The organism is Erwinia piriflorinigrans CFBP 5888, assembly GCF_001050515.1.
GTDB lineage: Bacteria > Pseudomonadota > Gammaproteobacteria > Enterobacterales > Enterobacteriaceae > Erwinia > Erwinia piriflorinigrans.
In genome coordinates, this window is sequence record NZ_CAHS01000005.1 from 49,968 (window position 1) to 61,784 (window position 11,817).

Below are 11,817 nucleotides of genomic sequence, written 5' to 3' on the forward strand. Positions count from 1 at the left end.
GACACACTGGCCCATCAGGAAAGCTTCCGGCGAATTCCCAACTTATCGGGAAAGCTGACTCAGGTCAAATGGTCGCTTTACTTATGATTTTTAGCGCTTATTGTGGGTTATTAGATTGATTTGTAAGTGTTTAATGTCTTTTTATTCTCTGTTTAACGGCCGCCCGGCAGGCTAAATAGTGTGAGCTGACTCACTATAGGGCAGTGAGCAAATCTCTGCACCATGCTGGTGCTGGGGGTATTGCTGGCATAATGTGCTGGAAATTTGAGTAAAACTGCATAAACGCACTGTTTTTGTGCTGTCGGTGTATTTGAATAAAAAGGGGCTAAGATATTAGAAAAATTAATTACCAGCGATGTGGTTAATATTTCATAAAATATGAATGGTTATGCGTCAGGCAAGGTTGAAGAGGGCGGTAGTGGTCAGCGCATCGGCAGAAAGAGGCATACTGAATTCGGAACGGCCCTACAGATTATGCAGTTATAAAATTTAGTCAATACTTTTCCGATCAACTTTTCCACAACTGGCAACCTGTCCGATGATGCCGACGGCGAAACAGCGCTTTGCTGGTCTGTTGGTAGGTAGGCAGACGATAATTCTGCTCTATCTTCTGCGTGAGATAAGCTGGGATGCACGATTAACGTGCACAACCGTGGTTCTGCGTGGATTGCACGGCGCATTGGTGTTTGAAACAATTCCGGTATGATTGCCGCTATCAGGCTGAAAAGGACCTTTTATGAAGCAAATTCGTTTGTTAGCGCAGTACTACGTAGATTTGATGGTAAAACTTGGACTCATCCGTTTTTCGCTACTGCTGGCTTCTGCGCTGGTTGTGCTGGCGATGATTGTTCAAATGGCCGTCACGATGGTGCTGCACGGGCACGTTGAAAGCATTGATATGGTGCGTTCGGTGTTTTTCGGCCTGCTGATAACTCCGTGGGCGGTCTATTTTCTCTCGGTCGTGGTTGAACAGCTGGAAGAGTCGCGCCAGCGGCTGGAGCGGCTGGTGGATAAGCTGGAGGAGATGCGTAAGCGCGATCTCGAGCTGAATCAGCAGATGCAGGGCAATATCACCCAGTTAAACCAGGAGATTGCCGATCGTATCAAGGCTGAAGAGGAACGTTTGCAGGTCATGACGCGGCTTAAAGATGAGATGGTGCGTCGTGAAGAGGCGCAGATTGAACTCGAACAGCAATCCTCGTTTCTGCGCTCTTTTCTTGATGCCTCACCGGATCTGGTATTCTACCGCAACAGCGATCGTCAATTTTCCGGCTGCAACCGGGCGATGGAGCTGCTGACGGGCAAAAGTGAAAGACAGCTGATTGGGTTGTCGCCGAAAGAAGTCTATGACGACGATGCGGCCACCAAAGTGCTGGAAACGGATGAAAAAGTCTTCCATCACAACGTCTCGCTCACTTATGAACAGTGGCTGCAATATCCTGACGGGCGCAAAGCCTGTTTTGAAATCCGCAAAGTGCCCTATTACGACCGGGTTGGCAAACGGAGCGGGCTGATGGGCTTCGGACGCGATATAACCGAGCGTAAGCGTTATCAGGACGCTTTAGAGAATGCCAGCAGGGAGAAGACCACTTTTATCTCAACGATCAGCCACGAGCTGCGTACGCCGCTTAATGGTATTGTCGGTTTAAGTCGCATCCTGCTGGATACCGATCTCGATCAGGAACAGCTCAAGTACCTTAAAACTATCCATGTGTCGGCCATTACCCTCGGCAACATTTTTAATGATGTGATCGAAATGGACAAAATGGAGCGACGCAAAGTTCAGCTGGATAACCAGCCGATGGACTTCACCGGTTTTCTTGCCGACCTGGAAAATATCTCCGGCCTGCTGGTCGAGCCAAAAGGACTCAGGTTTGTACTGGAGCCCCAGCTGCCGCTGCCACACAAAATTCGGGTCGATGGCACCCGACTGCGCCAGATCCTGTGGAATCTGATTGGTAACGCCGTGAAATTCACCCAGCAAGGAGAAATTGTGGTGCGTGTCGGCTATCAGAGCGAAGAGTGCCTGCGTTTTGATGTTCAGGATTCCGGCATCGGCATCCCAAAGGATGAGCAGGACAAAATTTTTGCCATGTATTACCAGGTGAAGGATCGGCACGGCGGTAAACCTGCCACCGGCACCGGCATTGGGCTGGCCGTTTCACGCCGCCTGGCGCAAAGCATGGGCGGTGATATCAGCGTCTCCGGCGCGCCGGGTAAAGGCTCATGTTTTACCCTTACGCTTAACGCACCACGTATCGCGGAAGTTTCACCAGACGAGCGGGCGGAAGAGGAAATGCCGCTGCCCGCGCTGCATGTGCTGCTGGTGGAAGATATTGAGTTAAATGTCGTGGTAGCCCGTTCGGTGTTGGAAAAGCTGGGTAACAGCGTGGAGGTGGCGATGACCGGTCAGGGCGCGCTTGACATGTTTGACCCGGATGAATTCGACCTGGTATTGCTGGATATCCAACTACCGGATATGACCGGACTGGATGTAGCACGCGCTATTCATCAGCGTTATCCCCATGCGCAGCTGCCACCGCTGGTCGCGCTGACGGCCAACGTGCTGAAGGACAGGCGGGAATATCTGGATGCGGGTATGGACGACGTCTTAAGCAAACCGCTGGCGGTTCCTGCGCTGACAGCCATGATCAAGAAATACTGGGATGATCAGACAGAGGAGAGTCCGGCGGCTCCTGAGCAGAGCATGGGAGAGAAAGAACTGGCGTTACTCGATTTACCGATGCTGGAGCAGTATATGGAACTGGTCGGCCCCCAGTTAATCCACCAGAGCCTGGCGATGTTTGAGCAGATGATGCCTGGATACCTGGCGGTGCTGGACTCGAATATGATGGCGCGTGACCAGAAAGGCATTGCGGAAGAGGGGCACAAGATTAAGGGTGCAGCGGGTTCGGTCGGACTGACGCATTTACAGCAGGTGGCAAAACAGATTCAAAGTCCGGAGTTGCCGGCATGGTGGGACAACGTTCAGGAATGGATCGACGAGCTTAAACTTGAATGGCGGAATGATATGGAAGTTTTACGGAAATGGGTAACAGACGCTGAAAAAAAATGACCCCGACCGAAGCCGGGGTGCGCGAAGACTGCGCCAACACCAGGGAAATTGGTAATCTGTGCTGTTCTGATAGTTATCATCGGGAGCACAGATTTGGTATTGGGTAAAACTCAAAACGTCCGGTCATTACCTTAGCAAATTCTGAATCACATGTTACCAGATTCATTAAAATGTGTGATGTTGAACAGCGTTTGTCAACAGGAGACCCGAATTTGAACATATAGTCAAGCTCGGAATCAATTTACGCGTTAGATTGCTTGCTTTTTAAGCGCTTCTGTATTTTATTTGACCAAGAAGATTAGGATGAACACGTAACTTGAAGAGGTTTCTCATCGTGACCGATCTTAACTTTGCCAAAATGGCATAAACTCGACTTAACATTCTGTTTTTGTTTATTTTATTTTTTATTTTTACGCAATATCTGAATAGATTTGACTTATGCTGTTGCAAATTATCCGATAGTGAGTGAGAAACATTTAAAAGCTGAGCCTGTTATCGTGTTGAAACTCTCTGACCAGTACCTTTGCACGACGAAATAAGTAGCATAATGAAAAAATCTGCATGAAGTTATTTCAAAGGATGTCAGCTTATATTAATTAAACACCGTGAATCATAAGATATTTAAATCAATCGTGCAGAGTGCGATAGTCCGTTATGCCGTCAAATTATGGTTTTTAGCCCAATCGGGTGCCTCTATGGAACCGATTCCGCTGAGAACAGATTAACTTATCTTTATGGAGAAATCCTGTTGTATTCTTATGCTGAACGAAATTTAGTGGTTCCAGGTGTATGAGTCGCCGTCAAAAAAGCCGTTTAGCGCGCATTAAGAGCTGGCTCTTCCGTCTGGTACTGGGTATGGCGGGTTTATGGCTCAGTGGCATAGTAATTTTTGCTTTTGTACCGCTGCCGTTTTCTGCCGTCATGGTTGAGCGACAGCTAGGTGCCTGGTTTAGCGGAGACTTCCACTATGTTGCTCACTCTGATTGGGTAGGGATGCCGGAAATTTCTCCGTGGATGGCGCTGGCGGTTATTGCCTCCGAAGATCAAAATTTTCCCACCCATTGGGGATTTGACGTGGAGGCGATTCAGTTGGTTCTGGACGGTGATGGCAAGAAAAAAGCCCTGCGTGGTGCTTCGACGTTATCACAGCAAACCGCGAAGAATGTCTTCCTCTGGGATGGGCGCAGCTGGATTCGTAAGGGGTTGGAAGCAGGATTGACGCTGGGCATCGAGACCCTCTGGACCAAACGGCGCATTCTTACCGTTTATCTTAACGTCGCTGAAATGGGGGAAGGCGTTTTTGGCGTTGAGGAGGCCTCGCAGCGTTATTTCCATAAACCTGCCCGTCGTCTGACGCCGTCTGAAGCGGCATTGCTGGCGGCTGTTCTGCCTAATCCTCTGCAATTTAGGGCCGATGCGCCGTCTGCCTATGTGCGCCAGCGCCAGCAATGGATTTTACGCCAAATGCGCCAGTTAGGCGGGGAAGATTTTCTACAGAAACATAAATTGCGATGAAAATTATCTGTCGTTTTATGGAAACGCAGTAGCAATAAGAAGGCTGACTGAAAATGCCAGCCGCTTATCCGTGGCTCAGTCTTCGTCAAAGCCCGCGTTAAACAGATCGATGACGGCTGCCAGTGCTTTCTCTTCTTCCGGGCCGCTGGCTTCCACCTCAATATGGCCGCCTTTAGCAGAGTCAAGCATCAGCAGGGCAATCACGCTGCTCGCTTCAGCTTCAGTACCACTCTCATTGCGCAGCAGCACTTCAGCATCAAAACTTTGTACCAGCTCGAACAGTTTCATTGCAGGGCGGGCGTGCATACCCAACTTATTTTTGATCTCAACGGTCTGTTTTATGCTCATGATCTGCGTTTTTCCAACGTACGATGGCGAGACTGCACGTTTTTGCCGCGCGAACGGAAATAGTCTGCCAGCTGCTCGGCAATGTACACCGAGCGGTGTTTGCCACCGGTACACCCTATGGCTACGGTGAGATAGCTGCGATTGTTGGTTTCCAGCATCGGCAACCACAACTCCAGATAACTGCGCGTCTGATAAATGAAATTATGGACTTCAGTGTGACGGTCGAGGAACGCGGCGACGGGGCGATCGAGACCGGTCATCGGACGCAGCTTCGGGTCCCAGTGCGGGTTGGGTAAGAAACGTACGTCAAAGACGTAATCGGCATCGATTGGAATGCCGTGCTTAAAGCCAAAAGATTCGAAAACCATCGTCAGTTCGCGCTCACGCTTACCCAGCAGGCGGGTGCGCAGCATTTCTGCCAGCTCATGGACTGACATTTCTGACGTATCAATAATCAGGTCGGCACGGGAGCGTAGCGGCTCCAGCAGAACGTTTTCTTCATCAATCGCACTTTCCAGCGAGAGGTTTTTGCTGGAAAGTGGATGGAGACGCCGGGTGTCGCTGTAACGTCGGATCAGGGTGTTGCGATCGGCATCAAGAAACAGCAGCTGCGGCGAAAAGCTATCGGGCAGACTGGTCAGGGCGTTTTCGAATACTTCCGGAGATTCCGGCATGTTACGCACGTCAATGCTTACCGCTGCCGACATATTACGTTCCGCCAGCGAACGAGCCAGATCGGGCAGCAATACCACTGGCAGGTTATCCACGCAGTAGAAGCCCATATCCTCAAGGGCTCGCAACGCCACTGATTTCCCTGAGCCTGAACGACCGCTAACGATCATCAGCACCATTTACTTTTCCCCCAGTTTAGCCGTTTGAACCTTTGTGCCTGAAGCAGCAACGACATTCGCTGTCTGAGCCGGACTGTCACCGTCCATACGGATAACAGCGTTGCTATCGTTCACTTTCTGACGTTCTGCTGTGATCTTATCGATCGCATCAATGATTTTGGCAATATCATTGTTCAGTTACGTCTCAAGGTTACCTTCCGTGATGATTTGATACAGTTCTTCATCACTCCGCGCGGCGCGCAGGCGGCGCAGGACGGTTTTATCCGCCAGACGTTTGGCGACCAGAGAAAGCGTGTGCAGATGTGTTTTACACTGATCTGCCGGTACCAGCAGAGCAAAAAGTAAATCCACTGGCTGATTATCAATGGCATCAAAAGCGATGGGACTTTCAAGGCGAATAAAGACGCCTACGGCGCGTAGCGTATCTTCTTCAAGCTTGCCGTGCGGGATGGCAATGCCATTACCGATTCCGGTACTGCCCATTCTTTCGCGCGTCAGAATAGCATCAAAAATTATCTGTTGTGGCAGGTTAAGCTGTTTAGCCGCCAGCTCGCTGATAATTTCCAGTGCGCGTTTTTTGCTTTGGCAATGTACGTCATTACGCGTGCAGGAGACGCTTAGCACTGAGCCCAGTTCCAGTTTTAGATCATTGTTCATCATAGTTTCACTTACTTATTCACTTTTGCAGGATGAATGCATTTTATTCGCGTTGAATCAGTAGGTTATCACGCAGAACGGCGTAAAGGCCCGTCTGATGAATCACCAACGGGCCATCAACCTCTTTCAGCCTGAATCATGATCCCGGCGCTAAAAAATCACTCGGTGCTTAGTGAAGTTTAGTGTTGTTTTAACTTGTCTTTATGTTTATTTAACTGACGCGTTAGCTTATCAATAAGGCCGTCAATTGCCGCGTACATATCTTTTTCTTCCGAGGTGGCATGCAGCTCTCCGCCGTTTATATGCAGCGTTGCGTCTGCAATTTGCGTCACTTTCTCCACTTTTAAAACAATATAGACTTGGTTAATTCGGTCAAAATAGTGTTCCAGCTTGGCAAATTTGGCAGTAACAAACTCGCGCAATGGTTCAGTGATTTCAACGTGTTGTCCAGTGATATTGAGCTGCATGGTGTCTTCCTTCTCAGTTCGTTCAGACCAGCTGTTTACGTTGGTTTGATGGCGGGATGGATAAAGACTCTCGGTATTTTGCCACAGTGCGCCTGGCGACCATGATCCCCTGTTCGGAAAGCATGGCGGTGAGCTTGCTGTCGCTCAGCGGTTTGGCAGGGTTTTCCGCCGAGACTAATTTTTTCACCAGTGCACGAATGGCCGTGGACGAGGCTTCGCCTCCGCCTTCAGTGCTGACGTGGCTGGAGAAAAAATACTTGAGTTCAAAAATACCGCGCGGGCTATGCAGGTATTTTTGCGTGGTGACACGCGAAATAGTTGATTCATGCATTTCGACTGCGCTGGCGATATCGGCCAGTACCATCGGGCGCATAAACTCTTCACCCTGTTCAAAAAAAGCCTGTTGCCGATCGACAATGCAGCGGGTCACTTTCAGCAGGGTATCATTTCGGCTTTCCAGGCTTTTGATCAGCCACTTCGCCTCCTGCAGGTTACTGCGGATAAACTGCGAGTCGCTATCGCTACGAGAACTTGAGCCAAGAGAAGCGTAATGCTGATTAATTTTCAAACGTGGCACGCTGTCAGCATTGAGCTCGACCGCCCAGCGATTGCTGAGTTTACGCACCAATACGTCAGGGATGACATATTCGGGTTCCTGAGTATGAATCGACTGGCCTGGCCTGGGATCGAGTGTCTGAATCAGCTGCATCGCGCTTTTCAGCACGTCTTCCTTCAGGCGCGTGACGCGCATCAGGCTACGAAAATCGTGGTTTGCCAGCAGATCAAGATGCTCACTGACAATCAGGCGAGCTTCTTTCAGGAAAGGATATTCTTGGGCAAATTGTGATAGCTGAACCAGCAGGCAGTCACGCAGATCGCGGGCGCAGACGCCGACTGGGTCAAAGCGCTGCACGCGCTTCAGCACCGCTTCGACTTCATCAAGTGCCAGCTCGTCGTTACCCATGCTGTCGAGGATTTCCTCCAGTGAAATCGTCAGATAACCGGTATCATCAACGGCATCAACAATCGACGTTGCAATCGCCCGGTCGGTATCGCTAAACGGCGTCAGCTCCACCTGCCACATCAGGTAATCCTGTAGCGACTGCGTGGTTTCCCCCTGGTAAACGGGCAATTCATCATCATGATAGTCAGTGCCTGTTCCAGAAGGCGTGCCCGCCGTGTAAATCTCATCCCAAGTGGCATCCAGCGGCAGCTCTTCGGGCATATCCTTCTGTTCCAGCGCCTCCCTGGTATCCAGAGCCTCGGTTTCCTGGTATTCGTGGCTGTCGACCTCTTCATGAAGATCGGTCTGTTCAAGCAACGGGTTACTTTCCAGCGCCAGCTGAATTTCTTGTTGTAGTTCAAGCGTCGAAAGTTGCAACAGTCGAATGGCCTGTTGCAACTGTGGCGTCATGGCAAGCTGTTGGCTCAGCCGGAGTTGTAAACCTTGCTTCATGTTCAGGATGTCAGTTCCCCAGAAATCGTACCTAAGGTGAACACCTTATCAGAGTCTGAACTCTTCACCTAAATAGACACGCTTCACCTGTTCATCGGCCAGGATCGCTTCCGGGGTGCCGTGGGCGATTAAGTGACCCTGACTGACGATATAGGCGCGTTCACAGACTGCCAGCGTTTCACGTACGTTATGGTCAGTGATCAATACGCCGAGGCCGCTGTCACGCAGATGTTCTATGATTTTTTTGATATCAATAACCGAAATCGGGTCAACCCCGGCGAAAGGTTCATCCAACAGGATGAATTTCGGATTGGCGGCCAACGCACGGGCAATTTCCACACGGCGGCGTTCCCCCCCGGACAGAGACTGGCCCAGACTGTTACGCAGATGTGCAATATGGAACTCTTCCAGCAGCTCATTGGCACGGTCTTCGCGCTGTTCGCTGGTGAGATCCTCACGAATTTGCAGGACGGCCATCAGATTGTCGTAAACGCTAAGACGACGGAAAATAGAGGCTTCCTGCGGTAGATAGCCGATTCCCCGGCGCGCGCGCGCGTGCAACGGCAGAATGCTGATATCTTCTTCATCGATCACGATGCGCCCCGCATCGCGCGGCACGATCCCTACAACCATGTAAAATGTCGTAGTCTTGCCTGCCCCATTAGGGCCAAGCAGGCCAACGATTTCGCCAGATTTAACCTGTAGGCTGACATCTTCAACCACGCGACGGCCCTTGTAGGCCTTCGCCAGGTTTTCTGCAATTAAGGTTGCCATATTTGTTAGTTACTCTTCTTCTGCGCGTTTGACGATGAGCCCTTGTCTTGCAGCTGTGATGGCACCAGCACGGTAATCACACGTTTGCCGGTGTTACCGAAGGCCTGCATTTTCTGTTCTTTAACCAGATAAGTAATGCGATCGCCTTTCACATTGCTGTCAAGCTGTTCGAGATAAGCGTTGCCGCTTAACTCAACCAAATCTTTTGCCAGCTCATAATGCATCTTCTGAGCGTGGCCCTGAACCGGTTTACCGTTATCCTGCATCTGGTAGAACGTAGCAAGATTACCATAGGCGTCCACCACGGTTTTTTTACTGTCGCCACCCGGTCGCGTGACAACTACTTTGTCCGCCGTGATTTTGATGCTGCCCTGGGTGACCACCACATTGCCGGTGAAGGTAGCAACGTTACCCTGCATATCCAGCGCCTGGTTCTCTGAATCGACGTTTACGGGCTTACTGGAGTCGTCGGTCAGCGCCAGTGCCGGCACGCTAATCGCTAGCAACAGGCTGGCTGTCAGTCGTTTAATGTTGTTGTTCATTTTGAATTTCATAAGATGTTTTGACCTTTTCAATCAACTCGGCAGTTTTGTTCCGCAAATTTCCACGCATCTTCTTGCCGGTAGAGTTAAAGCTCCGGCCATAAAGGGTTACCCGATCCTCTGAGGTGACATCTTGTGTCGTCAGATTAACCTGCGCGTTGTCCGTTTTAATCCGCTCAAGCTGTGCATCCTGGGTCAGGCTATCCACCTGCACATGCCCATAAAGATACAACATTCGATCGTTGGTGAGCTTGGCTTTATCCGCTCGGACTGACCAGGACGGCACCTTGTTATCATCGTATGTCGTCAACACCGGGTTATCAAACCAGCTCACCTCATCGGTTGCGTGATAGGTCGCTTTGTCAGAAACCAGCTTATAACTTATTGCGCCTGTGGGGCTATAGACCAACGTTTGTGAGTTATCGCTCATATACGTTGGATCATTATCTTTGTTGGATGAGGCATCCTGATCACCGTCATTGCCCGTCAGATTCCAACCCATTAACACTATTGCGATCGCCGCCAGTATCAGTGTCATCCAGCGTCTTGTTTTGCTCATACAGACTGCCCTATAGCCGTTTCAAACTTACCCTGTGCAATTAAAATCAGGTCGCAAATCTCGCGCACCGCTCCTCGCCCACCGGCGATCCGCGTCACGTAGTCAGCACGGGGTAAGAGTATGGGATGCGCATCAGCGACCGTCACGCTCAGACCCACTTCTGCCATTACCGGCCAGTCGATAAGGTCGTCACCTATGTAGGCGACCTGGTGAGCGCCGAGTGTCAGTGTATCCAGAAGTTCACGGAAGGCCAAAAGCTTATCCGACTGTCCTTGATAAAGATGAGTAATACCCAGTGTGGCGCAGCGATCCTCCAGCAGCTTGGCTTTGCGTCCGGTAATAATGGCCACTTCTATTCCGGACGTCAGCAGGCAGCGAATACCATAGCCATCACGCACGTTAAAGCCTTTTAGTTCTTCGCCGTTATTGCCCTGATAGATCACGCCGTCGGACATAACGCCATCCACATCGCAGATTAACAGTTTGATGTGCTGTGCTTTGGTAAACACCTGCTGGTTTACCTGCCCGTAACAGGTGTCGACGGTCGTTGCTGGATGACTCATTATTCTTCGCTTCCTTGTTAAACTACGCCAGCGCGCAGCATGTCATGCATATGGACCACGCCAAGTAGCCGATCGCTATCAGCAACCATGACGCAGGTGATATTCCTGGTTTGCATCAAATTCAGTGCATCTACTGCCAGCGTACCCGGCCGGACGCGAATGCCGCCTGGGGTCATGACGCTTTCGATACTGGCTTGCTGGATATTAATGCCCATATCGAACACGCGGCGTAAATCACCATCGGTGAAGATACCGTCTATTCGCATCGAGTCGTCGCAAATGACCGTCATGCCCATGTTTTTTTGCGTAATCTCAAGCAGAGCATCACGCAGTGAAGCATCGCGGCTGACGTGTGGCATTTCATTACCGCAGTGCATGATATCATCAACGCGCAGTAGCAGCTTGCGCCCCAGCGCGCCACCGGGGTGGGAGAGGGCAAAGTCTTCCTGCGTAAAGCCTCGCGCTTTTAATAGCGCAACGGCGAGAGCATCCCCCATCACCAGCGTGGCGGTTGTACTGGTGGTCGGCGCCAGGCCGAGTGGGCAGGCCTCTTGCGGAACTTTAACACACAGATGGATATCTGCGGCGCGCCCCATTGCACTGTCCGGTCGGCTGGAGATGCAGATTAACGTCACATGTAGCCGTTTCAGTACCGGGATCAGTGCCAAAATCTCTGAAGATTCGCCGGAATTGGAGATGGCAATCACCACGTCGTCTGGGGCGACCATACCCAAATCGCCGTGGCTGGCTTCAGCGGGATGAACAAAAAAAGCGGGCGTGCCGGTACTGGCAAAGGTAGCGGCAATTTTTTTGCCTATGTGTCCTGATTTACCCATACCCATGACGACGACTTTGCCGCGACAGCGATAAATCAGATTGCAGGCGTGGGTAAAGTCGTCATTGATGTACTGATCAAGTTGTTCCAGTCCTTCGCGTTCAATTCGCAGTACCTCTTTCCCCGCCAGTTGAAAATCAAAGTCATTTTCGGTAGTGAGATGCGCCATCATTC

Annotated in this window: 12 protein-coding genes; 2 read left to right on the plus strand and 10 right to left on the minus strand. The window is 50.7% G+C overall.

All coding sequences use genetic code 11. From position 1 onward, the window contains the following. Positions 1 to 736 precede the first annotated feature (736 nt). Both arcB and mtgA read left to right on the plus strand, forming a co-directional pair. Positions 737 to 3,076, plus strand: a complete 2,340-nt coding sequence (gene arcB, locus EPIR_RS01555; RefSeq protein ID WP_023653524.1) for an aerobic respiration two-component sensor histidine kinase ArcB — start codon at positions 737 to 739, stop codon at positions 3,074 to 3,076. A gap of 789 nt (positions 3,077 to 3,865) precedes the next feature. Next, positions 3,866 to 4,591, plus strand: a complete 726-nt coding sequence (mtgA, locus tag EPIR_RS01560; protein WP_023653525.1) for a monofunctional biosynthetic peptidoglycan transglycosylase — start codon at positions 3,866 to 3,868, stop codon at positions 4,589 to 4,591. 75 nt (positions 4,592 to 4,666) lie between these two features. Here the strand turns inward: mtgA and npr are convergent, their stop codons facing one another. The 10 genes from npr to kdsD all read right to left on the minus strand — a co-directional run bounded on the left by npr (position 4,667) and on the right by kdsD (position 11,815). Next, positions 4,667 to 4,939 (minus strand): PTS phosphocarrier protein NPr, encoded by a 273-nt coding sequence (npr, locus tag EPIR_RS01565; protein ID WP_004155080.1) that lies wholly within the window; start codon positions 4,937 to 4,939, stop codon positions 4,667 to 4,669. Continuing rightward, positions 4,936 to 5,790, minus strand: a complete 855-nt coding sequence (gene rapZ / locus EPIR_RS01570; protein WP_023653526.1) for an RNase adapter RapZ — start codon at positions 5,788 to 5,790, stop codon at positions 4,936 to 4,938. Before rapZ ends, npr begins: the two co-directional genes overlap by 4 nt. Before the next feature lie 177 nt (positions 5,791 to 5,967). After that, positions 5,968 to 6,450, minus strand: coding sequence for a PTS IIA-like nitrogen regulatory protein PtsN (ptsN, locus tag EPIR_RS01575; protein ID WP_023653528.1), 483 nt, complete (start codon positions 6,448 to 6,450; stop codon positions 5,968 to 5,970). A 176-nt stretch (positions 6,451 to 6,626) separates the two neighbouring features. After that, entirely contained in the window at positions 6,627 to 6,914 is a 288-nt protein-coding gene (hpf, locus tag EPIR_RS01580) for a ribosome hibernation promoting factor (RefSeq protein ID WP_023653530.1), read from the minus strand. Positions 6,915 to 6,936: 22 nt separating this feature from the next. Further along, positions 6,937 to 8,370, minus strand: a complete 1,434-nt coding sequence (rpoN, locus tag EPIR_RS01585) for an RNA polymerase factor sigma-54 (RefSeq protein ID WP_023653531.1) — start codon at positions 8,368 to 8,370, stop codon at positions 6,937 to 6,939. A 48-nt stretch (positions 8,371 to 8,418) separates the two neighbouring features. After that, the gene (lptB, locus tag EPIR_RS01590; protein ID WP_023653532.1) at positions 8,419 to 9,144 is read right to left on the minus strand and encodes an LPS export ABC transporter ATP-binding protein; all 726 of its coding nucleotides are present in this window, start codon (positions 9,142 to 9,144) and stop codon (positions 8,419 to 8,421) included. Between the two features lie 5 nt (positions 9,145 to 9,149). After that, positions 9,150 to 9,698: a lipopolysaccharide ABC transporter substrate-binding protein LptA gene (gene lptA, locus EPIR_RS01595; protein WP_023653533.1), complete on the minus strand. Its 549-nt coding sequence runs from the start codon at positions 9,696 to 9,698 to the stop codon at positions 9,150 to 9,152. Next, the gene (lptC, locus tag EPIR_RS01600) at positions 9,670 to 10,245 is read right to left on the minus strand and encodes an LPS export ABC transporter periplasmic protein LptC (RefSeq protein WP_023653534.1); all 576 of its coding nucleotides are present in this window, start codon (positions 10,243 to 10,245) and stop codon (positions 9,670 to 9,672) included. Before lptC ends, lptA begins: the two co-directional genes overlap by 29 nt. Further along, positions 10,242 to 10,808 (minus strand): 3-deoxy-manno-octulosonate-8-phosphatase KdsC, encoded by a 567-nt coding sequence (gene kdsC / locus EPIR_RS01605; RefSeq protein WP_023653535.1) that lies wholly within the window; start codon positions 10,806 to 10,808, stop codon positions 10,242 to 10,244. The genes lptC and kdsC overlap by 4 nt, the downstream gene beginning before the upstream one ends. 17 nt (positions 10,809 to 10,825) lie before the next feature. Next, positions 10,826 to 11,815, minus strand: coding sequence for an arabinose-5-phosphate isomerase KdsD (kdsD, locus tag EPIR_RS01610; RefSeq protein WP_023653536.1), 990 nt, complete (start codon positions 11,813 to 11,815; stop codon positions 10,826 to 10,828). Positions 11,816 to 11,817: the final 2 nt, after the last annotated feature.

Bases quoted from the DNA above. Each gene is read 5' to 3' on its own strand.
- arcB (WP_023653524.1), top strand. From the start codon at position 737: ATGAAGCAAATTCGTTTGTTAGCGCAGTACTACGTAGATTTGATGGTA.
- mtgA (WP_023653525.1), top strand. From the start codon at position 3,866: ATGAGTCGCCGTCAAAAAAGCCGTTTAGCGCGCATTAAGAGCTGGCTC.
- npr (WP_004155080.1), bottom strand. From the start codon at position 4,939: ATGAGCATAAAACAGACCGTTGAGATCAAAAATAAGTTGGGTATGCAC.
- rapZ (WP_023653526.1), bottom strand. From the start codon at position 5,790: ATGGTGCTGATGATCGTTAGCGGTCGTTCAGGCTCAGGGAAATCAGTG.
- ptsN (WP_023653528.1), bottom strand. From the start codon at position 6,450: ATGATGAACAATGATCTAAAACTGGAACTGGGCTCAGTGCTAAGCGTC.
- hpf (WP_023653530.1), bottom strand. From the start codon at position 6,914: ATGCAGCTCAATATCACTGGACAACACGTTGAAATCACTGAACCATTG.
- rpoN (WP_023653531.1), bottom strand. From the start codon at position 8,370: ATGAAGCAAGGTTTACAACTCCGGCTGAGCCAACAGCTTGCCATGACG.
- lptB (WP_023653532.1), bottom strand. From the start codon at position 9,144: ATGGCAACCTTAATTGCAGAAAACCTGGCGAAGGCCTACAAGGGCCGT.
- lptA (WP_023653533.1), bottom strand. From the start codon at position 9,698: ATGAAATTCAAAATGAACAACAACATTAAACGACTGACAGCCAGCCTG.
- lptC (WP_023653534.1), bottom strand. From the start codon at position 10,245: ATGAGCAAAACAAGACGCTGGATGACACTGATACTGGCGGCGATCGCA.
- kdsC (WP_023653535.1), bottom strand. From the start codon at position 10,808: ATGAGTCATCCAGCAACGACCGTCGACACCTGTTACGGGCAGGTAAAC.
- kdsD (WP_023653536.1), bottom strand. From the start codon at position 11,815: ATGATGGCGCATCTCACTACCGAAAATGACTTTGATTTTCAACTGGCG.